This is a genomic window from Flavobacterium alkalisoli (assembly GCF_008000935.1).
In the GTDB taxonomy this organism is placed as follows: domain Bacteria; phylum Bacteroidota; class Bacteroidia; order Flavobacteriales; family Flavobacteriaceae; genus Flavobacterium; species Flavobacterium alkalisoli.
In genome coordinates, this window is the sequence record NZ_CP042831.1 from 1,430,391 (window position 1) to 1,453,963 (window position 23,573).

Annotated in this window: 20 protein-coding genes, 1 tRNA gene and 1 pseudogene; 9 read left to right on the forward strand and 13 right to left on the reverse strand. The window is 37.9% G+C overall.

Going from position 1 to position 23,573, the window contains the following annotated elements; translation table 11 throughout:
• Window positions 1-10 precede the first annotated feature (10 nt).
• Window positions 11-673: a tRNA (adenosine(37)-N6)-threonylcarbamoyltransferase complex dimerization subunit type 1 TsaB gene (gene tsaB, locus FUA48_RS06325; RefSeq protein WP_147582757.1), complete on the forward strand. Its 663-nt coding sequence runs from the start codon at window positions 11-13 to the stop codon at window positions 671-673.
• Between the two features lie 5 nt (window positions 674-678).
• Here tsaB and FUA48_RS06330 read toward each other — a convergent pair whose 3' ends face one another.
• From FUA48_RS06330 to FUA48_RS06340, 3 genes are all read right to left on the reverse strand, one after another.
• Entirely contained in the window at window positions 679-1,356 is a 678-nt protein-coding gene (locus tag FUA48_RS06330) for a hypothetical protein (RefSeq protein WP_147582758.1), read from the reverse strand.
• A gap of 126 nt (window positions 1,357-1,482) precedes the next feature.
• Window positions 1,483-2,319, reverse strand: coding sequence for a mechanosensitive ion channel family protein (locus tag FUA48_RS06335; RefSeq protein ID WP_147582759.1), 837 nt, complete (start codon window positions 2,317-2,319; stop codon window positions 1,483-1,485).
• Between the two features lie 6 nt (window positions 2,320-2,325).
• The gene (locus FUA48_RS06340; protein ID WP_147582760.1) at window positions 2,326-4,344 is read right to left on the reverse strand and encodes a thioredoxin domain-containing protein; all 2,019 of its coding nucleotides are present in this window, start codon (window positions 4,342-4,344) and stop codon (window positions 2,326-2,328) included.
• Between the two features lie 189 nt (window positions 4,345-4,533).
• On the opposite strand from FUA48_RS06340, the gene FUA48_RS06345 reads away from it, so the two are divergent.
• Complete coding sequence (locus tag FUA48_RS06345) at window positions 4,534-5,220, forward strand: peroxiredoxin-like family protein (RefSeq protein ID WP_147582761.1); 687 nt, start codon at window positions 4,534-4,536, stop codon at window positions 5,218-5,220.
• An 83-nt stretch (window positions 5,221-5,303) separates the two neighbouring features.
• Here FUA48_RS06345 and FUA48_RS06350 read toward each other — a convergent pair whose 3' ends face one another.
• The 9 genes from FUA48_RS06350 to FUA48_RS06390 all read right to left on the reverse strand — a co-directional run bounded on the left by FUA48_RS06350 (window position 5,304) and on the right by FUA48_RS06390 (window position 18,228).
• Window positions 5,304-6,218: a glycerophosphodiester phosphodiesterase family protein gene (locus tag FUA48_RS06350; RefSeq protein WP_147582762.1), complete on the reverse strand. Its 915-nt coding sequence runs from the start codon at window positions 6,216-6,218 to the stop codon at window positions 5,304-5,306.
• Window positions 6,219-6,220: 2 nt separating this feature from the next.
• Window positions 6,221-7,798, reverse strand: a complete 1,578-nt coding sequence (locus FUA48_RS06355) for a calcineurin-like phosphoesterase C-terminal domain-containing protein (protein ID WP_147582763.1) — start codon at window positions 7,796-7,798, stop codon at window positions 6,221-6,223.
• A gap of 17 nt (window positions 7,799-7,815) precedes the next feature.
• A complete protein-coding gene (locus FUA48_RS06360; protein WP_147582764.1) occupies window positions 7,816-9,246 on the reverse strand; it encodes a SusD/RagB family nutrient-binding outer membrane lipoprotein in 1,431 nt (476 codons plus the stop codon).
• A gap of 12 nt (window positions 9,247-9,258) precedes the next feature.
• Window positions 9,259-12,702: a SusC/RagA family TonB-linked outer membrane protein gene (locus FUA48_RS06365; RefSeq protein WP_147582765.1), complete on the reverse strand. Its 3,444-nt coding sequence runs from the start codon at window positions 12,700-12,702 to the stop codon at window positions 9,259-9,261.
• An 89-nt stretch (window positions 12,703-12,791) separates the two neighbouring features.
• A complete protein-coding gene (locus tag FUA48_RS06370) occupies window positions 12,792-13,730 on the reverse strand; it encodes a FecR family protein (protein ID WP_147582766.1) in 939 nt (312 codons plus the stop codon).
• 99 nt (window positions 13,731-13,829) lie between these two features.
• The gene (locus FUA48_RS06375; protein ID WP_147582767.1) at window positions 13,830-14,408 is read right to left on the reverse strand and encodes an RNA polymerase sigma factor; all 579 of its coding nucleotides are present in this window, start codon (window positions 14,406-14,408) and stop codon (window positions 13,830-13,832) included.
• Window positions 14,409-14,526: 118 nt separating this feature from the next.
• Window positions 14,527-15,618, reverse strand: a complete 1,092-nt coding sequence (locus FUA48_RS06380) for an acyl-CoA dehydrogenase family protein (protein WP_147582768.1) — start codon at window positions 15,616-15,618, stop codon at window positions 14,527-14,529.
• A gap of 59 nt (window positions 15,619-15,677) precedes the next feature.
• Entirely contained in the window at window positions 15,678-16,865 is a 1,188-nt protein-coding gene (locus FUA48_RS06385) for a porin (RefSeq protein WP_147582769.1), read from the reverse strand.
• 106 nt (window positions 16,866-16,971) lie between these two features.
• Window positions 16,972-18,228 (reverse strand): hypothetical protein, encoded by a 1,257-nt coding sequence (locus FUA48_RS06390; protein WP_147582770.1) that lies wholly within the window; start codon window positions 18,226-18,228, stop codon window positions 16,972-16,974.
• Between the two features lie 326 nt (window positions 18,229-18,554).
• Between FUA48_RS06390 and FUA48_RS06395 the strand changes: the two genes are divergently transcribed.
• Together FUA48_RS06395 and FUA48_RS06400 are read left to right on the forward strand one after the other, a co-directional pair.
• A complete protein-coding gene (locus FUA48_RS06395) occupies window positions 18,555-18,839 on the forward strand; it encodes an RNA recognition motif domain-containing protein (RefSeq protein WP_147582771.1) in 285 nt (94 codons plus the stop codon).
• 113 nt (window positions 18,840-18,952) lie between these two features.
• Window positions 18,953-19,123, forward strand: a pseudogene (locus tag FUA48_RS06400) (cold shock domain-containing protein); the annotation flags it as partial.
• Window positions 19,124-19,247: 124 nt separating this feature from the next.
• Here FUA48_RS06400 and FUA48_RS06405 read toward each other — a convergent pair.
• Window positions 19,248-19,320 (reverse strand) — tRNA-Phe (locus FUA48_RS06405).
• Window positions 19,321-19,419: 99 nt separating this feature from the next.
• Between FUA48_RS06405 and FUA48_RS06410 the strand changes: the two genes are divergently transcribed.
• Genes FUA48_RS06410 through FUA48_RS06430 form a run of 5 tightly spaced genes read left to right on the forward strand, consistent with a single transcriptional unit; the run spans window position 19,420 to window position 23,568 of the window.
• Window positions 19,420-20,154 carry a type III pantothenate kinase gene (locus FUA48_RS06410; RefSeq protein ID WP_147582772.1) on the forward strand — a complete coding sequence of 245 codons (735 nt, stop codon included), beginning with the start codon at window positions 19,420-19,422 and terminating at the stop codon, window positions 20,152-20,154.
• Window positions 20,147-21,421, forward strand: coding sequence for a hypothetical protein (locus FUA48_RS06415; protein ID WP_147582773.1), 1,275 nt, complete (start codon window positions 20,147-20,149; stop codon window positions 21,419-21,421). Before FUA48_RS06410 ends, FUA48_RS06415 begins: the two co-directional genes overlap by 8 nt.
• Window positions 21,422-21,439: 18 nt before the next feature.
• On the forward strand, window positions 21,440-22,816 hold the full coding sequence (locus FUA48_RS06420) for a tetratricopeptide repeat protein (RefSeq protein ID WP_147582774.1): 1,377 nt from the start codon (window positions 21,440-21,442) through the stop codon (window positions 22,814-22,816).
• Window positions 22,816-23,370 carry an LPS export ABC transporter periplasmic protein LptC gene (lptC, locus tag FUA48_RS06425; protein WP_147582775.1) on the forward strand — a complete coding sequence of 185 codons (555 nt, stop codon included), beginning with the start codon at window positions 22,816-22,818 and terminating at the stop codon, window positions 23,368-23,370. Before FUA48_RS06420 ends, lptC begins: the two co-directional genes overlap by 1 nt.
• Window positions 23,371-23,373: 3 nt before the next feature.
• The gene (locus FUA48_RS06430; RefSeq protein ID WP_317130705.1) at window positions 23,374-23,568 is read left to right on the forward strand and encodes a hypothetical protein; all 195 of its coding nucleotides are present in this window, start codon (window positions 23,374-23,376) and stop codon (window positions 23,566-23,568) included.
• The last annotated feature ends 5 nt before the right edge of the window (window positions 23,569-23,573 follow it).

Below are 23,573 nucleotides of genomic sequence, written 5' to 3' on the forward strand. Positions count from 1 at the left end.
GGATAAGTTAATGGCTTTGATACTTAATATTGAAACAGCTACCAGAAATTGTTCGGTAGCGCTTTCACTTAATGGTGAAATAACAGCTGTAAGAGAAATAGCAGCTGATGGTTATCTACATGCAGAAAAGCTGCATATCTTTATTGGAGAGTGTATTGAAGAAGCAGGGTGTAGCCTAAACGATTTGCATGCTATAGCCGTTAGTAAAGGGCCAGGTTCTTATACAGGGCTTCGTATAGGAGTTTCGGCTGCTAAAGGGCTTTGCTATGCTCTCAATATTCCCTTGATTGCCATTGATACCATGGAAGTACTTGCAAGAAATAGTGTTGTAGCTGAAGGGGAGTACATACTGCCTTTAATTGATGCCCGAAGAATGGAAGCCTATACTGCTGTTTTTGGTAGTGACTATTCCAAACTAAGGGAAACCAAAGCCGAGATAATAACTCCTGAATCTTTTAGTGAGCTGGAGGGTAGACTACATTTAATAGGTGACGGAGCTGCTAAATGTAAAGAGGTCTTAAGCGATGATAAATTTGTTTATCATGATGATATATTATTTCCTTCAGCTAAACAAATGTGTGCTATAGCAAATGATAAGTACAAAAAAAGCGACATTGTTGATGTCGCTTATTTCGAGCCTTTCTATTTGAAAGACTTTATTGTTAACAAATAATTATTTTATAACAGACTGTTTAGGTAAGCCCCTAGTGTTTTTAGGTCTTCGTCTTCCTCAGTATCTATTTTGTTTTCTTTGATAAAGGCTTTGATTTCTTTTTCTTTACCAGGAATAATAGTTGCTACATCTTTCTTTTTAGTAGACATATAAACAATATCACCATTGTTTAGCTGAATGTAGTATTCAAGATCCTTTTTCTTGTACATAGGAGCTTTGTAACTACCGTATCCGGAAGTAGGATGCTCTTCTGGCTGTAGGTAAATGTTTTCCTTTTTGTAGATATTTACTTTTGCATTTTCACTTACCGGTATAAGGTAACGTTGTGAGCTTACATTCTCTTTGTTTGTAAACTGAACGTATTTGTAAATACCTTTATCTCCTGAAAGTTTTATGGTTTGATTGTCTTTAGGTTGAAGAACTAATATTTCATCGTTAACCTGAACTTCAATTTCATCACTATAAGCATTATATCTTACCATGCTTACTTCGTTTGCATCATCAACTTTTGCAGGTAAAAACTTCTCATTATAATATTGAGAGCCCTGTGCAGGCTGGCTCGCAGCTTTTTTGCTGTAAATAGCGCCAATCTGTCCATCGCTGTAGTTGTAAGTAGTCTGCTGCGCCGATAATGCAGCAGTGGCAAATAATACGGGGATTACAAGTAATTTAGTTAATTTCATTTTAATAGTTTTTTTATTGCGTTCAAAAGTATGCAATATTGTTTTCTAAGAATAGATAAAACGGCAAACAATGTGCCGTTTTATTAATACTGCGTTTTTTTAACGTTATAATTTGCGATATATTATCTAAGAAGGCAGATTTTTTTTATCAAGATTTCTGATAACTATATCTCGCTGAGGGAAAGGTATTTCAATACCTTCTGCATCAAATTGTATTTTAACATTTTCCTGTACGTCAGAAAGCATTTGCCAGTAATTATCGTTGGTTGCCCATACTAATAACTGAAAATTCACGGAATTATCAGCTAATCCTTTAATCCTTATTATTGGAGCAGGTTCGTCTAATATCTTTGGTTCATCGGCAACTATTTTTGCTAACACGTCTTTTACATGTTTCATGTTACTGCCGTAGCCGGCACCAACTATTATTTCGCCACGACGGGTAAGTTCTTTAGAGAAGTTTCGGATATTACCATTAGAAAGTGCCCCGTTAGGAATATAAATTACCTGGTTGCTTGGTGTAGTAAGTTTTGTTGCAAAAATCTGTATTTCATTAACGGTCCCTCCTTCGCCTTGTGCTTCGATATAATCTCCTGCTCTAAAAGGTTTAAATATAATTATCAGTAATCCGCCTGCAAAATTAGAAAGTGATCCCTGCAATGATAAACCTATAGCTAAACCTGCAGCACCCAGTATTGCAACAAAAGAAGATGTCTCTACCCCAAGTTGGCCTATAACAATTACAAAGAGCATAATATTTAACACCCACGTAAGGATGTCTAAAAGAAATTTAACCGCAGTAGGGTCCATTTCTCTTTTTTTCATTATTCTGGTAATCAACAATTTTATAAGTTTAATGCCAACTATACCAGCTATTAGAATACCAATTGCTGCGAGGACTTTAGGTGTATAAAGTAATACTACATTTATAAACCAGTCAAAATATCCTTCAAAATCCTTCATAGTAAATTATAATTTTAAGTTATTTAATGTTTCGTTTGCTGATGTTTGCGGCAGGTCGCAGGTTTTGTTTTTACAAATATAAAACAGAGACTTTTCTTTATCAAAGCGATTTTTGAGGAAAGGAATCTCGCTTGAGGCAAAACAACCTGCTGTTATTACATGTGGCAGGTATTCGCTGTTTATATTTTTTATATCCTGTACGGCATCAGATCCGCAAACTGCGAGTTCTTTATTATCTGCAGATAAGTCCATCCATAAATTAAGCCAGTTTGAAAATGCAGAAGGGTAGTCCATATTAGGTATTATATGATATAACATCTGTAGGGCAACTTTTTCATAATAGCCATTGTCAAACAGTAAGCTCAGTTTATAAAGCACATTTGCCATAACCGAGTTTGATGCTGGTATTACATTGTCTTCGGTTTCATAATGTGGGGCTACCAGTTTTTCTTCCTTAAATGAGGTGTAGGCAAAAAACTGCTTTTGTTCGTCATAGAAATTTTCCAGTGTGTAATCAGTAATCTGTTTGGCATAAAGCAGCCATTTTTCATCCAATGTAGCTTCATAATAAGTAATAAAGGCCTGTGCTGTGTGGGCATAGTCTTCAAGGAATCCTTTTATCTTGGCTTTGCCTTCCTTATAGGTGCGCCACAAATGCCCGTCGGCATGCCAAAGGTGTTCGGCAATAAACAATGCATTTTTGCGTGCGGCATCAAGATATTCCTCTTTGCCCAGTGCTTTGTAAGCATCGGCATAACCCTTTAGCATAATGGCATTCCATGAGGTAAGAGTTTTGTCATCCAGCCCGGGTTTTACCCTTTTCTCCCTTTCGGAATATAACAGCTGTTCCCAAGATTTCTTCTTTTCTCTGAATTCTTCTATTGAGAGGTTAAGCTCCTGAGCCAGTTTCTCTGCCGACTCGATTTGTATAAGTACAAACTTTCCGTTTTCCCAAAAACCAAATTCGTTTATGTTAAATACTTTGGCAAAAGCATCAAAGTCTTCTCGCAAAATGTCTTTTAATTCATCTTTTTCCCAAACATAAAATGCACCTTCTTCTTTATGGCCTAATATATCCGGGCTGTCAGCGTCAAGAGCACTGTAAAATGCACCGTTAGCATCGGTAAGTTCCTTTTTAATAAAGTGATGGGTTTTTTCTATTACTTCTTTGTATAGCGGGTTTTTGGTTCGTTTGTAGGCCTCAGCATACAAAGTCATCAGTTGCCCGTTGTCATACAGCATTTTTTCAAAATGGGGAACATGCCATTTTATGTCTACCGAATATCTTGAAAAACCTCCGTCTACCGTGTCAAACAAACCTCCGTAAGCCATTCTTGTAAGGGTAAGGTCGGTAAATTCTAACAGGTCTTGCGATTTTGCCTGATACCCATAACGCTGTAGGAATAGATAGTTATTAGGCATCATGAATTTTGGTGCCCTTGCATAACCTCCAAAATCCCAATCGAAACTTTTAGACCATTTTTCAACCAACGGGCGAATGTTGTTAGGCTCGGGCAAGGAGCCGCTATCGTTTACATTCACCAATCCTATTACATTGAGCCCTTCTAGTAATTTTCCGGCATATTCGGTTACCCTGTCAGGGTCATTGGTGTAAAGTTGGTGTAATTGTTCTAAAGAGGCAATCCAGTTTTCTTTTCTAAAGTAGGTACCTCCCCAAACAGGCCTGCCATCGGGTAAAAGTACTACATTCATAGGCCAGCCACCCTGGCCGGTCATAATCTGCACAGCTTTCATGTAAATGGCATCTACATCGGGCCTTTCTTCACGATCTACTTTTATGGAAACAAAATGATCGTTCATCACCTTTGCCACTTCCTTATCTTCAAAACTTTCGTGTTCCATAACATGACACCAGTGGCAGGCAGAATATCCAACGCTTAGTATTATAAGCTTGTTTTCATCCTTTGCTTTTGCCAGTGCATGTTCGTTCCATGCTTTCCAGTGAATGGGGTTGTTTGCGTGCTGCAATAAATACGGACTGGTTTCAAAGTGAAGTTCGTTCATAGGGTGATTGTAAAAAGCTATAAAATTAAGGATTTTCGGGCGGGACGCCATGTGTTTTATGAAAACTAAAACATTTGTTGATTTTTGATTTACTGTGTTTTTGATATACTATTTTGATAGTGTTAAAAACATGCCGTACAGTATTAAAATGATTAAGTTTACCAATTGTACAATCTTAAAACAATACAAATGAAAAAAGTTTTAGCCGGCTTTATGCTGCTTAGTGCAGTTGTGGCCTGTAAAAAAGAGAATAAAGAGGCAGCTACTGATGAGCCGATGGCAACCGAACAGACAGCAGAAGTAAAAGATACTATTGCTTATGCCGATTTTGGTATGGATACTTCCGATTTGCCAAAAGGGCTTAATGTGGGAGATATGGCTCCGCAGATAAACATGACAACTGCCGATAAGAAAAATATAGCGTTGCAGGATTTGTATAAAGATCAACCTGTAGTGGTGTTGTTTTACAGGGCATACTGGTGTCCTGTATGTGTAAGGCATTTAGGTGAGTTTGCCCAAAAAGCAAAAGAAATTGAGGCTAAAGGGGCTAAGCTTGTAATTATTACTCCTGAAACTTATGATAATGTTGCCAAAACCAAGGAAGAAACCAAAACGGACTTTATGACCATCTCTGATGTTGACGGCAGCATAATGAAGGCTTTTGATGTTGACTTTAAGGTTACCGAAACCTATCAGGAAATGATTAAAGAAAAACTTGACGCATCTGTAGCGCAAACTAACGCAACAGGTGAGGCTGTATTGCCGGTGCCAGCCACATTTATTATTGACAAAGGAGGGAAGATAGTTTACAAACACTTTAACCCTAATTACAGGGAAAGAGCAACTGTAGAAGAAATAGTGGCTAACCTGCCATAATCAACTAAGCGATAAAAATGAAAAAACCCTCTCCGGCGGCTGCCTTTGAGGGTTTTTTTGAATTAAACACAACGAAACGATTTTTATAACTTGTTAAGTACTCTTTCCGGATAATCGGTAATAATACCGTTTACTTTAAGCTCAATCATACGATCTATATCTTCAGGGTTATTAACTGTCCATGGGATAAGGCGCATGTTTTTTCCTTTTATAGAATCGGTAAAAGCTTTGTTTACCAGATTATAATGCGGGCTGTAAATTTCAGGGACAAAATCCAGCTGCGACAGGTTTTTGTCTATGCCCGGCTCTCCGGTAAGAAAAGCAATGGTTATTTGAGGATACTTTTTTCTTAATATGTTTAACGGAGTTGGGTCAAACGACTGAATGTTTATTCTTTCCGCTATACCTTTCTCGTTAACAACCTGCATTACCATATCAACAAAATCAGAAGGTTGTGGTTGGCTGTTGCCATATTCCTTTGCATCCGATTTTATTTCGATATTGTAGCGTACAGGTTTTAGATTGTTAGCCTTAATATAGCTTTCCACAGTATCTATCATTTCGGAAAGCAATGGCTTATAAGTATTCATCTTTTGCTGCTCCGGAAAGTTTTTATTGCCTTTAGAACCGGTATCAAATTTTTTGATACTGTCATACATCATCAGGTGCAGGTTATAACTGCGCTCGTTTTCCTTAGTGATAGAATCGCCCTTAGGAGTTGTAACATATACAGATGACATAAATGGTTCGTGAGAAACCACAACTTTACCGTCTTTAGATATTACCACATCAAGTTCCAGTACATCAGCACCTTTTTTTACTGCGCTTAAAAAAGCAGGAATAGTGTTTTCCGGGAAATTTCCACGGTCGCCCCTATGTCCCTGAACTTCAATTTTTGCAGTTTCGGTTTCAGTAGCTTCTTCGGTTTTCTTGTCGCTTTTACAGGCAATCATACCTGCTGCAAGGGTAATAGCTAAATATGCTTTAAGATGTTTCATAATTATTTTGGCATTTCAATTCTGTAGCTTTTTACGGCTGTATGTATCTGGCCAAACATATCGGTGGCCTTAATTTCAATTTTATGTTCTCCTGCCTCAAGGTTAGCAGGAATGTTTCCTCTCCAAACGTGTGTACTCGCAACCGGATCAGATGAACGTCGTCCCGGCATAAGCTCTTCGGCAAGGTCCCATTCATAAACAAGCTCTACATAACTTGGGTCGGCTGTTTCGGTGTACTCCATATGTTTCCACTCTCCGCCATCCACACGGTATTCCAGCTTGTCATTTTTACTTCCCATAAAGAAGTTTACAAAAACACCCGCTTTGGTTCTTTTACCTTTTGCCACTACTTTAGGGGCAAAAACCTCCATTTGGTGCTCTTTAGGTTTTCCGGCAGCTTTGTAATCAATAGTGTACTGGTTTCCGTTAAAGTGAATAAAAGCATATCCTTTTGGTGTACCATCCCTCATAACAGAGATTGGAATGCCTTTTTCGTCCAGTTTGCCCGAATACCAGTCGCCCGATGTTGTACCCACATTATAATGGTGGTGTGGTTTTTCCTGTAACCATCCGCCTTCACCTTTATTGAAAAAGTCCTGACGCTGTAAATGGGTATGGGCAGAAAGCGATAGGGTATATGGGAAATCTTTTAATGCTTTGAAAAGCCTGTTACGGTCTTCATCACGGAAAGAGTCATCAAGAGCATCCGGCTCGCTTATCGGGATATGGAAAGCTAATACAATAAGATGGTCTTTAGGTACAAGTTTCAGGTCGTTCTCAATAAACTGAAACTGGTCTTCTCTAAAGCCACCCCAATAACCTTTAGAATCCCTTGGGTCCGGATACATAACATTATCCAGTACTATAAAGTGTACTTTACCATAGTTAAAAGCATAGTTGGCAGGTCCAAAATGAGCTTCATAAGTTTCATCAGCCATTTCATCCTTTTCAACATCAAAGTTAAGGTCATGGTTTCCTAACAGGTTGTACCAGGGTAATCCTGCTTTTTTTGTTGCCTGTATATAAGGGTTAAAAAGGCTAAGGTCGTTACCTACAAGGTCTCCCATACTTAAACCGAACGAAACATTTTTAGAGTTTATCACTTCGGCTACCACACCTCTTGCATAATAATCTACCTCTTCAAGGTTGTAAGGCTGAGGGTCGCCAAAAATAAGAGCTGTAAAAGTTTCCTTTTCCTGCGCTTTAGTAAGGCCAAAATCTACCGATTTAGGTAATTTTCCTGTTGGCTGAACTCCTGCAAATTCTGTTTTTGGAGAACCTTCCGGTTTATGGATATAAAAGAACTGAGGCAGATTGTCTGCATTTACAGGGACATTATATCCTGCAGGTTTTATAACCGAAACAATATCGTCATTACTTAAGGCCAGTTGATACTCTCCGTTTTTATTTGTAAGCACCACATCGCGGCCGTTAGTTATGGCTACGTTTGCTATGCCTGCTTCTTTTTTGTCTTTCTTCCCATTTCCGTTAGCATCTTCATATACTACGCCTTTTACGGTTTGAGCAGATAGGTATGCTGCAAAAAGCAGCATACCTGTAGTAACAATGTGTTTTTTCATTTTTTAGCTAGAATCTATTAATTATCCCACCAAACTTTGGTGTTGATATCGTCGTCACCAATCATTTGTACTGCATCCTGATAGTTAGACAGGTTGTACAGTTGCTGATCGGTTGGGTATGTAAATCTTGATGGCATTACTGCATTGTTAAGCATAGCCGATGTTGTAGGAAGCTGAGGTAAGCCTGTTCTTCTGTATTCAAACCACTGTTGATAATCTACAAAGTATAGTGAGTAGTATTTTTGAAGCATTATCTGCTCTAAAGTACCATCGTACTGTACCGCAACATTATCAAAATAAGTTGCCGGCATTGTTCCTTTAAGTTGTTCTATCGCTGCTTTTACACCTTTCTCATAGTGTAGCTGTGCATCACTTGTATAACCTCTTTGTGCCATTTCAGCCTTTATAAACTCTACTTCAGAGTAAGGAAGGATAAAAATCTGCATTGGGTTAGTAACCGGAGTTATCTGTAGGGTAGAGGCATTGTACTCAAACTGAGAATCAGCTCCTGCATAGCCACTAGGTATACCTATATAACCAATGTTGTTATTGTCAAGATCGGTACCTGTTGTAGCGATAAGCGGTCTTCTTGGGTCTTCAAAATTATTAAGGTTGTCAATAAAGAAAGAAGCCATCTTAACGTTAAGTCTGAAATCCTGTGGTCTTCCCCAAGGTGATACGTTTGCACCAACTCCTGTAACCTGTAGTATAGCCGACTCTGCATTAGTTTCAAAAACAGGGTATTGCTCAGGGTTATTAATCATTGCTGTAAGCTGTTGGAAAGCATTAGTCTCTGTACGGTTAGAGATTCTTAAAAGTAATCTCATACGTAGTGAGTTAGTAAACTTTTTCCATTTAAGGATATCGTTGTTGAAAAGGATATCCGGAGCATAAGCCATGTCTTCCTCAAGGTTGTACATCTCGTTAGCAGCCTCAAGATCGGCAAGGATGGTTTCATAAATCATCTCCTGCGTATCATATTTAGGATAAAGGATACCTTCTTCAGCTCTTACAGCCTCAGTCATTGGCACAGGTCCAAATACGTCGGTAAGGTTAGAGTATACCCATGCATTTAATGTAAGTGCAATAGCCATGTAGTTTTCATCTTCAGTCTTTTCAGCTGCGATGCGCATTTCTCTTATGTTAGCCAGCCATTTGTATGAGTTACTCCACGAAGAGTTCCCTATGTTAGGGCTAACATCATAGCGGTGTAATCCTCCCGAAACACTAGGGAAAGGAACTGTTACCTGCATCAGGTTGAATGTAACATCAGAACTGCGAAGCGCATAATGGCTTGACATTCCGTATATAATAGGGTTTAAAAGAGTGCCCGGGCTTATTTCTGCAATAAGGTTAGGGTTCTCGTTTACGTCTTCAAAGTCGCTTGTACAGGCAGTACTCATTAAAAGTAAGGAAAGGCCTGCTGCTAAAATTTGTATCTTTTTCATTTTCATATCAAATTAAAAATTCACTTTTAAGTTAAAGCCATATGTAGCCGGAGATGGCATTTGTCCCATTTCTATACCCGGTAATAATGAGCTTCCGTTTAATGCTGCCGTTTCAGGATCGTAGATTGGAAAATCTGAAATAGTTGCTAAGTCTCTACCGAATACTGATAACTGTACTGAACTAAGTCCGGTGTTTTTGATAAGTGATTTAGGGAAGTTGTAAGCAAGGCTCACTTCTCTTAATTTTAACCATGAAGCATCAAATGAGTTAGACTCAATGTTAGCTCTTCTGTAGTAACGTGCATACCAGTCTGGCGTTAATGCCTGAGTTGTGTTAGGAGAGTAGCTTCCGTCTGCATTTTGTACAACACCTTCACCTACTATGAAGCCATCTTCCCTTCCGTAGTAAGTTGAGGTTAGTTTACCCTGCTCCATAGATTTGTGGTGTGTTTGTGAGTAGATAATACCACCATACTGACCGTCTACAGTAACGCTGGCTGTAAAGTTACCTACAGTAAACACGTTAGTTAAACCTGCTTTCCACTCAGGGCTTGCATCACCTATGTACTGAATCTCTTCCGGGTAAGCCGGTAAACCTGCATTGTCATAAACAATCTGCCCGTCTGGAGATCTTACAAATCCGTAACCGTAGATTGCTGTGGTAGTACCACCAACTCTTGCAATTATAGAAGCTGTTCCACCTTCGCCAATTACCTGCTGATCCTGAATACCTTCTGCTAACGAAAGTACCTTGTTCCAGTTTTGAGACCAGTTAAGTGTAGACTGCCATTTAAATTTAGGATTGTCAACTATCTTGCCTCCTAAAATAATTTCTATACCACGGTTTCTAACCTTACCTGCATTAAGTACTGCACTGTTAAATCCGGTGCTGTAATCAAGGGGTACGTTAATAATCTGGTTTTTAGTGTTACTTTCATAAACAGTAGCGTCAAGGGTTAGGCGCTTGTTAAGCATAAATAGCTCAAAACCTGTTTCGAAACTTGTAGTAATTTCCGGCTTGAAATGATCGTTATGTAATCTTGTAGGTGCTATTGCCGAGCTTGGGAAATCACTATTGCCATAATATTTTTGTGTTTTATAAGGATCTGTGTCGTTACCTACCTGAGCATAAGAGAATCTGTATTTTAAGTAATCAATTGCTTTTGGCATGTTAAACATTTCCGATAATACAAAGCTCGTGTTAACCGATGGGTAGAAGAATGAGTTGTATTGTGCAGGTAGTGTAGAAGACCAGTCGTTACGCGCCGTAGCATCAACAAAGATCATGTCTTTGTATCCTAATGTTACTAAACCATATAAACTGTTTACTTTTCTATTGCTGTCACCGGCTCTTACAAGCGGAGCATTAACACCATTAGTAAGCTTATAAACATCCGGTACTACAAGGCCTTCTACTTCAGCTTCCATGTTTCTGTATTTTTGGTTTCTCATGTTACCACCGGCAGAAGCTGAGAATGAAATTACGTCGCTTGCAAAGTTGTCTTTGTAAGTAAGTAAGAAGTCAGTATTAACTTCCTGATTGAATATATCCTGACGTTTGTAGAAACCTTTTGCATAACGGTTGATGCTGTAAGGCCTTTTTTGCTCTCTCATCTGGTTAGACTGGTTAATAGCCGAACGTAATAATAGGTCTAACTTAGATGTAAGCGTTAGGTTTGCATAAATGTTACCTACAATCTGGTCGTTGTCCAGTGTATTTGTAGCTTCATAAGCAATTAGGTAAGGGTTGTCTATATAAGAACTGAACGGGTGTATCTGCTGTAGGTTTTCCTGTCCATCCTGCCATATTGGTCGGTACCAGTCAAGATCTACGTTAGGATTTTGGAAAATCATGAAGTAAGCGATAGATCCGTTATTGTAACCTGTAGATGGCAGGTTATCACTTGCCCTGTTGCTATAGTTAACAGATGTTCCCAGTTTAATTCTTTCAGAAACCTGGTAGTTTGCATTAATAGCAGCAGTAATCCTTTCAAAGCCTGTGTTAGGCATTATCCATTCGTTTTTCTGGTGGCCTAATGAAAGTCTCATTGAACCTTTATCATCACCTCCCTGTACAGTAAGGTTGTTGTTAAGGGTAACACCTGTTCTCCAGAAATCCTTACGGTTATCTTCATAAGGCTGCCATAGTTTTCTTTCCGGCGACTGTCCTTCTACTGTAGGGTCGTACTGGAAGAAATATTGTCCGTTAAAAGCGGGTCCCCAGGCACTACTTGTACCACCTGTACTGTTACCGTCTTCAGAAGCACCATAAGAATAGTAAGGGTTTCCGTCTGCATCAAATGATTTACCGGTACCTTGTCCGTATTTGTATTGCCAGTCCGGCCATCTTTGTATAACATCAAATGTAGCACCTGTGCTGTATGTTACACCAAGGCCTTTGTTTTTCTTTCCTGATTTAGTTGTAATGATAAGCGCACCGTTTGCTGCTCTTGTACCATATAGTGCAGCTGCACCCGCACCTTTTAGTACAGTAACGCTTTCAATATCATCAAGGTTAAGTTCTGATATACCGTTACCGTAATCGATAGGTGAATCTTCACCCATGTAAGCAGATGACGATCCTGATGTTGTCATCGATTGGTTTACCGGTACACCGTCAACCACGATAAGTGCGTTGTTGTTTTGTACGTTTAACGACCTGTTACCTCTTAAGATAATGTTTTGAGAGTTAAGAGGTCCTGAACCTGATGAAATTATATTTAAACCGGCAACTTTACCTTTAAGGGCAGAAGACCAGTTGTTAGGAGTTGTTGTTTCAAGCTGATCAGATTTGATTGTCTGTTGTACGAAACCAAGGCGTTTTTCTTCCCTTTTAATACCCAAGGCAGTTACTACCACCTCATTAAGTTCGTTAGATGTTGGGTTAAGGGTAATAACAAGCTCCTTGTTGGCATCGGCAGTTATTTCAACAGTTTCATAACCGATAAAAGAAACCTCAAGCGTAGCTCCGCTTGCAGCAGTAATGGTAAAATTACCATCCATATCGGTAGTAACACTGTTTGTAGTGCCTTTTTCAAGTACAGAAGCTCCAGGTAATGGTATACCGGTTTCATCGGTTACCTTACCACGTACCATCTGCTGATCTTTTTTAGTAACAGTGATAGTGTTGTTTATCTTCTTGAAAAGGAAACCTGTTTTAAGTGTAATTTTGTTAAGTACCTGCTCAACGCTTTCGTTTACAGCTTTTATGCTAAGGCGTTGGTTAGTGCCTGATATTTTCTCATCAAAAACAAAAGTGAAATTTGTTTTTTGTTCAATTGCAGTAAATACTTCAGTAACCGAAGCATTTGTAAGATTTAAAGTGATTTGTTTTTCGCTGATTTCCTGTCCTTTTTCAGGAGCTGCAAAGCTGGTTGCGGCCATTAAAACGGCACAAAACAAATAAAAGAATTTATTTGATATTCGATTCAAAAAAAATTGTAGTTTAGTATCCATTACTATAGGCTATAAATTTGATTTTGTTTGTAGTCTTTGTTTTAAGTAAGTGCCCGTATCTGTTGCAGCAGACGCGGGTTTTTTATTGGTTAATTGTGTGTATTTCTTCTTATAATGATTTGGTTTTTAGTTAAGTAATCAATTTTTACCTGTTTAAGGAAGGCAATACTTTCCAGTATGTTCTCTAGCTTTTCGTCTTTAAACTTACCTGATATGGTAAGGTTTTCAAGGTCTTTATCTTCAAACTGAATTGTTACGTTGTACCAGTTTTCCAGTATTTGGGCTGTTTCTCCAAGAGTAGTTTCTTTAAGCATTATGGTGTTTTGTGTCCAGGCTATACCGTCGTTGCTGTTTTCTTGAGAGAGTTTAAAATCTTTTTTCTCGGTGTATTCTGCCTGCTGGTCTTTAATCAGATATACCTTTTTACCGGTTGGGTCGGTAACCTGTACTTTTCCGGTAAGTACGCTTACTTTGGTGTTAAGTGTATCGTAGGCATTAATGTTGAATGATGTACCCAGTACTTTTACATCTACCTTGCCTGCTTTTACAATAAAGGGTTGCTGAGTGTTGCGGTGTACTTTAAAATAAGCTTCACCTTCAAGCATTACTTCTCTTGTTTTTCCAAATTTTTCAGGGTAGGTAATACTGCTGTTTGAGTTTAATACTACTATACTTCCGTCATGCAGCAGCACTTCCTTTTTTTCACCCTTAGCTGCAAGCTCTGTAATAGTTGGAATTTCTTTTGTAAATAAGTTATATGATAAAGCAAGGGCAGCAATTATAAGTATGGAAGCCGCTACTTTCATAGCCTGTTTCCATACCGGTAGTTTTTTTACCTTAGGGGTGTTTGTTTGTGTAATTATGGTGTTGAAAATATGATCCCTTTTCTGATCTAATAAATAATCGGGAATATCTTCTCCGGTTTCCTGTAAATTTTTAAAGTATGCCTCAACGGTATTTCTTTCTTCTGCCGTACAGGAATCTGCGGCATATTTTTCTACTAACTGTATTAAATCTTCTTTCTTCAAAACTCTTGCTTTTACCCTTAAGTCACATTTTTTGGTAAGTACAAGTAGTAAGAAAATTAGGTTTAATGTTTTCTTAAAAAACGCACTGCGACGGTAACATTAAAGAAACAATGAAATAACAATTATGGCGAGTTGGTAATTGTCAAGATTGGTACGAAGGTGCTTAATTGCATTACTTATGTGCTTTTCTACCGTGTGGATTGAAAGGTCAAGTTTTTTTGCGATTTCGCTATTGGTGTAGTTTTCAAAACGGCTTAGTAAAAACACTTCGCGACATTTTGGAGATAGTTTGTCTATTTCATTAAGTATGCCCTGTTCAAATTCACGATACTCAATATCGTTAGCTGTTTTTACAGGATCGGCTATAGTGAGAAGGGCATCCTCATGCTCCTGAGTGAATTTAAGGCTACGGATGTGGTTTGCTACCCTGTATTTTACGGCTCTCATTAAATATCCTTCAAGATTAAGGATAACCGCTTCGCCGGAATTGTTCCAAAGGCTAATAAAAATTTCCTGAACAATGTCCTGGCAAATTTCTTCTTCCCTGTAAATTTTATAGGCGTAGTTGTAAAGCTTTTTCCAGTAGCGGTCGAAAATTACGCCAAAAGCATCCTGACTTCCTTCTTTCAGGAGGTTTTGTAATTCACTGTCTGATAACGAAGTAAGCTTTTTTCTCATGATAAAAACAGCATAGGCAAATGAATAACAATACTTTAAAAACTCCCAGTAACTTGTTTTAAGTTTATGTTACGGTAAGTTTAAATTGGTATTGTATGCTGTTTTTAAAAATTGATGTCTAAAATATGAAAGTAAGCAGTGAATGCTGACTTGCCGTATGCAAGTCCCTCCACACACGGTTAAGTTCCGACTGTGTTTTGGCAGCTTCCAGTCCGCAGTAGGGGTAAAGTGTATCTGTTATCTTTCGGGCATTGTGTGCTAATGTGCGGCTGCTATGAGTAACGGCTTGCAGTAACTCGTCAGAAACGCTATTGTTTTTAATATAGCTGTCCCAAGACTCGTTTACCGTGATATAAAATTGTTCACGATTGGTTAAAAGCAGCTCTTTCTGAGTGTGGAACTCCTTTTCAAAAAAAGCTTTTTGGTCTTCAGTGAACCTTTCAATGCCCGATCTGTTGTAAAACAAATCTTCAACCAGTTCGGTAAAATGAAGTGCCATGCCCAAAAAGTTTACGGCTAATGTGGCTTCTGCCAACTGCAGAAACGGGTAATTAAGATAAGGAGCTTCTGCTTTAAGGCTTCCGTTTATGGTAAAGCTTCTTGATGCCGGGACTTTAATGTTAGTAACGGTAAAACTATGACTCCCCGATGCTACCATGCCCATAGAGGGCCAGTTGGGTACAATGTTTACATCTTTTTTATCGAGTATAAAGGAAAGTACAAGCTCTTCATTATTTTCATCTAAAACCGCATAGCCATCACTGTTTTTTACAAGGCAGTTCATGGTAAAGTGAGTGGCATGAAGCGCACCGCTGGCATATTTCCAGCTTCCGTTTATAAGATAACCGTTTGGGGTTAGTGTGGCTGTGCCTGTAGCTGCCCCACTGCCTGCAAGGCAGGTTTCAGGTTTGCTGAAAATTTCTTTAGCCAGTTCTATGTCTAAAAAAGCTGCAAACCATGCCGCTCCGCTGCATAAGGTAACAGTCCATCCGGTACTTCCGTCAGCTTTGGTAATCTTTTCTTCCAGTAAAAGTATTTCGGGTAAAGGTTTTTCAAGTCCTCCATAGGCTTTAGGGACGTAAATATTAAACCAGTTTTGTGAGTAGATGAGGTTAAGTATTTCCGGATGCAGCTTTCCGTCTTTTTCCGACTGTGCCGCATGTTCTTTAATTGTTTTTATCCAGGAATCCTTAAACTCAAAATTAGACATGTTTACTTTTTTTAGCTGATGCAGGGCAAAAGTAAAAAACGCAGCTGTAATATGTGTGGTTAAAAAGAAAAATCGAGCTGTAGCCTAAAGCGCCACCCGCCTTCATAAGGTAACGACTTGTCCTGATAGCTAAAGTAGCTTCCTTCGCCTGTTAGCTTGCATTTATGTCCGTGAAAAAACCAGTTGCAGGCAATAGAGGTTTCCGTTTGCAGGTTTTCAGGTAAGTCTGTATCAGGTTTAAACTCGGCATATCGTGCAGCTATTTCCATTTTTTTAGGGAACCAATCAAAAAGATAATGGAAAAAATAACCACCCTGTACATAATATCCTCTAAGCTGTGTGGTGGTGTTGCCGTTAAGTTTATCTGTTATGTTTTTATGATGCCATTCGGTTTGAGCACTGAATCCTCTATATAAAAAAGCGCTTTCCAAATTGTTTTGGTTAACCCTGTATTGCCCGGGTTCTCCATCTTCAAAACCGACAAGAGAACCACCTCCTGCCTGAGAGAACCTAGTATAAGGACTTTGATTTGTTGCTGACGCAAAAGCTACATAAGCAGCAGGTTTTTCATGAAACTCCAAATCGCTGCCTTCAAAGCCAACTTCCCTGCCTAAAAAGTTCCATTGTGCCCTGCCAAAATACATAATGTTATTGTCGTCGTTAGTGGTGCTTCCCCTGCCTGTACCGGTTAAAGTGGCAGCCCAGTAATTAAAATCGAGTATGCCTTTGCCTTTAAGATGCCCGTATACTTCCAATCCCTGTTGCCTGTCTAAAGTAAATTCCCTGTTTATAAGCGACCGGTCTACCATTTGCTGTTCACCACTGCTTATAAAACGTTCACGGGTAAACTCTACCTTCCATTGCCCTGCTTTAAAGCTGAGGAACTCCCATTTTTCAAGCATTATCCTAAAATCCAAAAGATTACTTTGTGATAATTCGTATTCAAAATAGTATTTAAGCCAGGGTTCATATGCATGACCGCCTATTTTTAAGCGTGCCCTGTTTATTTTGAAAGCAGTTTTATTTTCGGTTAGGTAATCGTCATAAGTTACCGGGTCCTGATCTCCGGGTGTAGATAGTCTTAGCTGAAGCCTTCCCTGAATTTGCAATAAAAATTTATTATCGCTGGTATTAAACTCAAAACCCTTGTGGCCATATCGCACTTTTACAAATGTAGTATCCTCACTGCTTTGTGAAAATGCCGAAACAACAACAAAGAAAAGTAATAGGGATAATGTTTTTTTCATGTGCAAGGTTGGTTTTCAGCTGATTGTATTAAAATTACAAAAAAAACGTTTACAGGTAGAATAAAAAAGCCCCGCATTAGCAGGGCTTTTTAAAGTATGTTTTTAATTATCTGTTATCTGGGTATTCGTTTACCCAATTAAAACCTTTACTGATTAGTGGGAAATCTTTTTCATCACTACGACGTGTATTCAATTTAATAGTGTCGTTTTTAAAAATACCTTCAAAAGTATAATGTATGCTGTCGGTTTTGTAATATTTTAACCTGCCTACTTCCGTAGAGTCGCTATAACTAAAAAATGAAATTTCTTTTTTAAGGGTATCGGTTTCTGCACGATAACGTAAAAGATGCCCCCAGTTAGATGAATTCATTTTAAAGATATTTACACCATCGCCTTTTTCAAAGACTATATTTTTCCATCTATTGGTGTCTGTAAGAGTAGGTGGCAGGGTGTCATTATTCATTATAAAATCCTCTGCTTCATAAATGCCATACATGGCAGGTTTAGGACATGCATCGCCATACATCATTTGAGATCTAAGTCCGTTATATATCATAAAACCTGAAGCGGTGATTATAGCTACTCCTTTTACGATTTGAGTAATAAGGTTAGCTTTTTTTGACTTAAAAGGCTGGCGGTTAAATTGTGTACCTACCGGCTTATTAAGTATAAAAAAGTTTACAAGCCTCTTGTAGTCCAGTCCAATAAGGAAAGCAGCAAGCAGCATAAGCTGGAAAGAGAAAAGCTTGACAGGAATATCATAAGACATGTTCATTAAAAACACGTTAAGCATTACTCCAAAACATACAATAGCTCCCAGGGTTCTGGTTTTTCGGTACATTAAAAGCAATCCGGCAGCCACCTCGCATAAACCTGAAAATATAGTGTATGTGTCGGAAAATCCCATAAATGTCCAGGCCAGCCCCATTGGGGATTTATTTCCTAACGGCAGTATTAATGAGGTTAGCGAAGGATATGTAAACTGGGTTTTGATAACTTTAGAGAAACCGTATACCAACATAAACATGCCTAAGTAGTAGCGTATATAGGTTTCCTGCCAGTATAGTATGAGCTTGTATTCTTTGTTTTTTCTGTCAATAAGGGTCCAAAGGAAGGCAAATGCAAGGGCAGTTATAGCTGTAAAAGCTAATTTATAATAGTCATATAATGTGTCTCCGCTTCCACTCGGGTGGTAAGTGATTTCGGATTCAAAAAGAAGATTCAGCAGTTTACTTACAATAGTAAACAAAATATTTCCTATCGCAGGAAATATTGACAGTGCACAAAAAGCAAAAAAATACCGGAAAAGGAACTTAGTAATGCCGTTCCACGGTGTTGCGGTTAAGGTGTTGGTTTGATTCATTACAGTTGGTTTGATTTTGTAACAAATAACGCTGGGATAATAAAAATGTTGTAGGCTTTTTCCTGTATATTAATAGGAGAGGCAGATAGTTAAAAAGTGTATCTGTCTTAAAGTATGATGTTTTAGAGGTATAATCTGTTAAAAATAGGAGTAATTAAACGGTTTTACCTATATATTCCTGTAATATGGTGTATTTGATATTATTATGCCTACCTTTACCACAATTGGTTTTCTGCCAAGCTTTCTCTGATCTGCAATTTGTTCCCATCTTTCTCTTCAGTCGAGGTGTTTCAGTTACCTCTTTTTTAATTTAAACAAATTATACTATGAACATTTATGTAGGGAATCTGAGTCAGCAGACTTCGGAAGCCAAATTACGTGATCTATTCGCAACTTATGGCGAGGTCGAAACTGTAAAAATTATTACAGACAATATTACTAACATCTCTAAAGGCTTCGGTTTTGTGGAAATGAGCAATAAGCAGGATGGTATAAAAGCCATTCAGGAGCTTAATGAAAGTGATGTGGATTCTAATTCTATCGTTGTGAACGAAGCCCGCCCTAAGTCAGCACAGCCTGGAGCTTTTAAATTCAATAATAAAAGATATTAAGGAATTATTTTTTACTTACTAAGAGTGGTGTATTATGCCATTCTTAGTTTTTTATACTAGTGAACGAATGCTTCAAAAGAAGCATTTTAATTTTAATCAAACATTATATATTTATGCCAGACTCATTTACAAAAAAAGAAAACATAAAAAAGAAAGCGAAAAAGAAAAAGGAAAAGGAATTAAAGAGGGAAGACAGGAAAACGAATAACAATAAAGGAAAGAGCCTCGAAGATATGTTTGTCTATGTAGATGAAAAGGGACAGTTAACATCTACACCTCCTGAAGTAAAGATTGAGGGTAAAGATGAAAAACGTAGTGAAACTTTTAAAAAGAGATGGAAATAAAAGCTATCGATTCTTGAAAAAGAAAAAGCCGGTTTACATTTTGTAAACCGGCTTTTTTTGTTTGTGGTACCTCCAGGAATCGAACCAGGGACACATGGATTTTCAGTCCATTGCTCTACCAACTGAGCTAAGGTACCGTTGTCATTGCGGGTGCAAATATAGAACCATTTTTATATTATCCAAAACAAAAATCAAAAAAAATCAATTTGTATCTTTGCCTTACTAACAAAAGGAAAATGCTTTTAACCGTAGATATAGGTAATACAAAAATTAAAGCCGCTGTGTTTGAGGTAAATGCCTTGAAAGAGAAATTTGTTTTTGAGAAAAACGAGACCGAAAAAAAAATTAAAAAAATTTTTGAGCAGCATGAAAAAATTGCGTCGGTTATTCTTTCTTCGGTAGGAAATCGAGAAAAAGAGATTGTATCAGAACTTAAAAAATACGCTCCGGTAACGGTAATTGATCACGAATTTTCATTTCCGTTTATAAATAAATATACCACTCCGGCTACTTTAGGGGTAGACAGAATGGTTTTGGCAGCAGGAGCGGTGCTTCAGTTTCCGGATCAAAACAGGCTCGTGCTGGATGCAGGTACATGCATAACCTATGACTTTGTAGATAGAAATAACCATTATCTTGGTGGCGCAATCTCTCCGGGTTTACAGATGAGGTATGATGCCATGCATAATTTTACTGCAAAACTTCCGTTGTTATATCCGGAAACACCGTCTACATACATAGGTGACTCTACTAATTCTTCCTTACATTCGGGTGCGGTAAACGGCTTTGTGTATGAAATTGAAGGGTTTATAAAGGAGTATAGTAGGGACTATGAAGATTTAACGGTTATATTAACAGGAGGAGACGCTGAATTTTTGGCTAAAAGATTAAAAAACACCATATTTGCCAATTCAAATTTTCTGCTGGAAAGTTTGAACAATCTATATATATATAAAATCAAAAATGATTAAAAACATAATCGCAGGCTTTTGCCTTCTTTTTTCGGGGGTAGTTTTTTCACAGGAAAGTAATGCATCACCTTATTCTTACTATGGTTTGGGAGACCAAAAATTTAAAGGTACCGTAGAGAATGTAAGCATGGGAGGGGTAGGGGTACTAAGAGACAGTATTCACCTTAACCTTCAAAATCCTTCTACCTATAGTTCTCTTGATTATACTACATTTACTATCGGGGGAAATACTTCTGCTACATCATTAGAGACAACAGATGTTACCGAAAAAGTTAACAGGACTACACTTAATTATTTAGGTATAGGGCTTCCGGTTAGCAATAAAGCCGGTATTGCTCTGGGTATTATGCCATATACATCTGTAGGGTATAAAGTGGATAATTTAACAACCGGGGCTGACGATATAGAAAGATTTTCACGATTTAATGGAAAGGGAGGTCTTAACAGAGTATTCTTTGGTGCGTCTTATGAGATTACGCCTAAGTTTAGCGTAGGAGCCGATATTAACTACAATTTTGGTAATATAGATACGGAATCTATTGTTGCTATCTCAGATGTTCAGTATGGTACCCGTGAGCAAAACAGTTCTCATTATGGTGGTGCCTCATTTAATTTGGCAGCAAATTATAAGACAAGGTTTAAAAACGGACTTACCTGGTACAGCAGCGTTATTTATACGCCGGCCTCTACATTAAATACAACAACTACAAGAGATTTGGCTACTATCTCGCTAACTTCAAGCGGTAGTCAGGTTGTGATTGACGAGATTGAGCAGAGTGAATTAAAATCTGATACAGATTTACCTTCTGCCTTTACTCTTGGTACAGGTTTTGGTTTGGAGAGAAAATGGTTTGTAGCTGCACAGTTTACAGGGCAGGAAAGCAATGATATGTCTAATCGTTTTAATACTGTTGACGATCTTGATTTTCAAAACTCATACAAAGTGTCTCTTGGAGGTTATTTTATACCAAAATATAACTCATACACCAGCTATCTTAGCAGGATTACTTATAGGGCAGGTTTAAGGTATGAAAATACAGGTCTTGTTATCAATAACGAAGAGATAAACGATATGGCTCTTAGTTTTGGTTTTGGTTTTCCTATGGGAGCTAATGGTAACTTAGTTGCTCCGGCTAACCTTAACCTTGGGTTTGAAGTAGGTAAGCGTGGTACAACTAATGCCGGGCTTATACAGGAAAATTATTTTAATGTGTATTTAAGCTTCTCGTTTAACGACAGATGGTTTGTTAAACGCAAGTATTTCTAATAAAATAAATTGCTTATCATGATGATAAAAAAAAGTCTTATAGTTTTTTTATTTATCGCTTCGGTATTAACAGCTAAAGCGCAGGAAGCTTCTAAATGTGAAGAGGCAATTGCTGCTTTTGAAACAGTTGTGAAATCCGGAAATTATGATGAGGCGTTAGGCGGTCTTAAAGATCTTGTAAAAGAATGTCCTAAGGCAGATGAAAAGCTTTACATGCTTGCAGAAGTTGCTTATGTGTATAAGATAGAGTCGGCTCAGGATAAAAAATCAAGGCAGGAATTTATAGATGGCCTTTTTGCATTATATGATAATTACAATAAAAACTTCCCTGCTGCAAAAAACAGAAATGCCATAAAAAAAGCTCAACTACAGTATGACCAGAAACTCGAGAGTGAAGATAAAATATTTGAAGCGTTTGATAGGGCTTTTACTCAGCAAAGTCATGATTTTACGGGTTACAAAGAATTGGAGGCCTACTATTCGCTTTATTTAAAGCGTTTTGAGAGTGGAAAGGCAAATATTTCTACAGCAGATTTTATGAGTAAGTTTGGCGATGTTTCGGCTCAGGTAATTTATGCTAAAAACAAGATTTTAGCTAAAAAGTCGGCTCTTTTAGTGAAAAAAGAGACCGAACCGCTTACAGAAGAAGAAAAAGAATTTTTGGCCTCTGCTAAAAATGATCTGGATGCTTTAACGGCAGTAGGTGAAAATGTAGACAGGTTGTCTTCTAAACATTTCAGATGTGAAGGGCTTGAAGAGTTTTATACTGCAAAGTTTGAAAAAAATAAAGAGAATGCCGACTGGCTTGAAGCATTAGTTAATGTAATGTTCTTAAACAGATGCTATAATTCTGCCGTGCTGGAAAAAGGCGCACACACTCTTTATGAGTTAAGGCCTTCTGTACAATCGGCTTTTAATATGGCAAACATAGCTTTAAGAAAAAATAATACTCAGGAAGCGGTAATGTATTTTGATAAGGCGGCCCAAATGGAGAAAAATCCTGAAGAAAGGGCAGATATCAACTATAAGATTGCCGGAGTGTTTAGAAATACTGATAAGGCTAAAGCAAAAGAATATACGTTTAAGGTGATGAAGGATAATCCTAAAGATGCACGCCCGTATATATTTTTAGCCGAAATGTACTCATCAGTTACCAGAGAGTGTGATGTTACCGAATTTGAAAGAAAGGCATTACTTTGGCTTGCGATAGATACTGCGAAAAAAGCAGAAGGTGTAGATCCTAAGTATAAGCGTACTGTAGACTCTATGGTTCAGGGGTATGAAAAAAGACTCCCTACTGCCGATGAAATGAAAGAGGCAGGCAAGAGAAAAGGTGATGAGATAAAGTATGGATGTTGGATAAATGAAACGGTTACGCTTCCAAAAATAAAATAATGAAACTTCAAAAATATAAACTCCTTTTTGGTTTATCGGTTTTAGGGTTGCTGGCTTCTTGTGAAAGTAATCTTAGGGATGTTCAGAGAATGAACGAGGTAGCCTTTAGCCCGATAGGGCAATCGGAGGATATAAATCTTAAATATACCGATTCCGGAAAAGTTAAGGCGATACTGGTAAGTCCTTTAATGCTTGATTATTCTAATCTTGAGTACGGGTTTAACGAATTTCCTAAGGGAGTTCATGTTACCTTGTTAGATGAAAAGAATACTAAAAGTTATGTGGAGTCGGATTATGCTGTCAGTTACAACAAGACAAAAATTATAGATTTACAGGGTAATGTAAAGCTTACTTCTTCTGATGGTAAATACCTGGAAACGGAGCAGCTTTATTACGATCAGGTGAATGAATGGTTTTATACCGAAAAAAAGTTTAAATTTACAGATATCGACGGTAGCTATTATGAAGGCCCCGGTATCGACTTCAGTAAAGACTTTAAGGTTGTTAATGCACAGCAAAACACAGGTGAAGGGGAAATTGATAATTTAGAATAACACATGATGGGATACTTAAAAATTACGACATACTTATATTTGGTTTTTGCAGCATTTTTTGTTTATGACGGGATAACAAAACTTCAAAGTGGTGAAGGAACTCCATATCTTAGTTTTGCTTTCGCAGCTGTAGGTGTGTTTATGTTTTTCTTCAGGATAAAAAGTCTTAAAAAGTTTGACAATAAAAAACAGGAATAGATAAA

Coding starts and splice junctions, on each gene's coding strand:
- tsaB (WP_147582757.1), top strand. CDS start 11: ATGGCTTTGATACTTAATATTGAAACAGCTACCAGAAATTGTTCGGTA.
- FUA48_RS06355 (WP_147582763.1), bottom strand. CDS start 7,798: ATGAAAAAACACATTGTTACTACAGGTATGCTGCTTTTTGCAGCATAC.
- FUA48_RS06395 (WP_147582771.1), top strand. CDS start 18,555: ATGAACATTTATGTAGGGAATCTGAGTCAGCAGACTTCGGAAGCCAAA.
- FUA48_RS06340 (WP_147582760.1), bottom strand. CDS start 4,344: ATGAACGAACTTCACTTTGAAACCAGTCCGTATTTATTGCAGCACGCA.
- FUA48_RS06385 (WP_147582769.1), bottom strand. CDS start 16,865: ATGAAAAAAACATTATCCCTATTACTTTTCTTTGTTGTTGTTTCGGCA.
- FUA48_RS06365 (WP_147582765.1), bottom strand. CDS start 12,702: ATGGATACTAAACTACAATTTTTTTTGAATCGAATATCAAATAAATTC.
- FUA48_RS06420 (WP_147582774.1), top strand. CDS start 21,440: ATGATGATAAAAAAAAGTCTTATAGTTTTTTTATTTATCGCTTCGGTA.
- FUA48_RS06335 (WP_147582759.1), bottom strand. CDS start 2,319: ATGAAGGATTTTGAAGGATATTTTGACTGGTTTATAAATGTAGTATTA.
- FUA48_RS06410 (WP_147582772.1), top strand. CDS start 19,420: ATGCTTTTAACCGTAGATATAGGTAATACAAAAATTAAAGCCGCTGTG.
- FUA48_RS06390 (WP_147582770.1), bottom strand. CDS start 18,228: ATGAATCAAACCAACACCTTAACCGCAACACCGTGGAACGGCATTACT.
- FUA48_RS06415 (WP_147582773.1), top strand. CDS start 20,147: ATGATTAAAAACATAATCGCAGGCTTTTGCCTTCTTTTTTCGGGGGTA.
- FUA48_RS06350 (WP_147582762.1), bottom strand. CDS start 6,218: ATGAAACATCTTAAAGCATATTTAGCTATTACCCTTGCAGCAGGTATG.
- FUA48_RS06430 (WP_317130705.1), top strand. CDS start 23,374: ATGATGGGATACTTAAAAATTACGACATACTTATATTTGGTTTTTGCA.
- FUA48_RS06330 (WP_147582758.1), bottom strand. CDS start 1,356: ATGAAATTAACTAAATTACTTGTAATCCCCGTATTATTTGCCACTGCT.
- FUA48_RS06375 (WP_147582767.1), bottom strand. CDS start 14,408: ATGAGAAAAAAGCTTACTTCGTTATCAGACAGTGAATTACAAAACCTC.
- lptC (WP_147582775.1), top strand. CDS start 22,816: ATGAAACTTCAAAAATATAAACTCCTTTTTGGTTTATCGGTTTTAGGG.
- FUA48_RS06380 (WP_147582768.1), bottom strand. CDS start 15,618: ATGTCTAATTTTGAGTTTAAGGATTCCTGGATAAAAACAATTAAAGAA.
- FUA48_RS06360 (WP_147582764.1), bottom strand. CDS start 9,246: ATGAAAAAGATACAAATTTTAGCAGCAGGCCTTTCCTTACTTTTAATG.
- FUA48_RS06345 (WP_147582761.1), top strand. CDS start 4,534: ATGAAAAAAGTTTTAGCCGGCTTTATGCTGCTTAGTGCAGTTGTGGCC.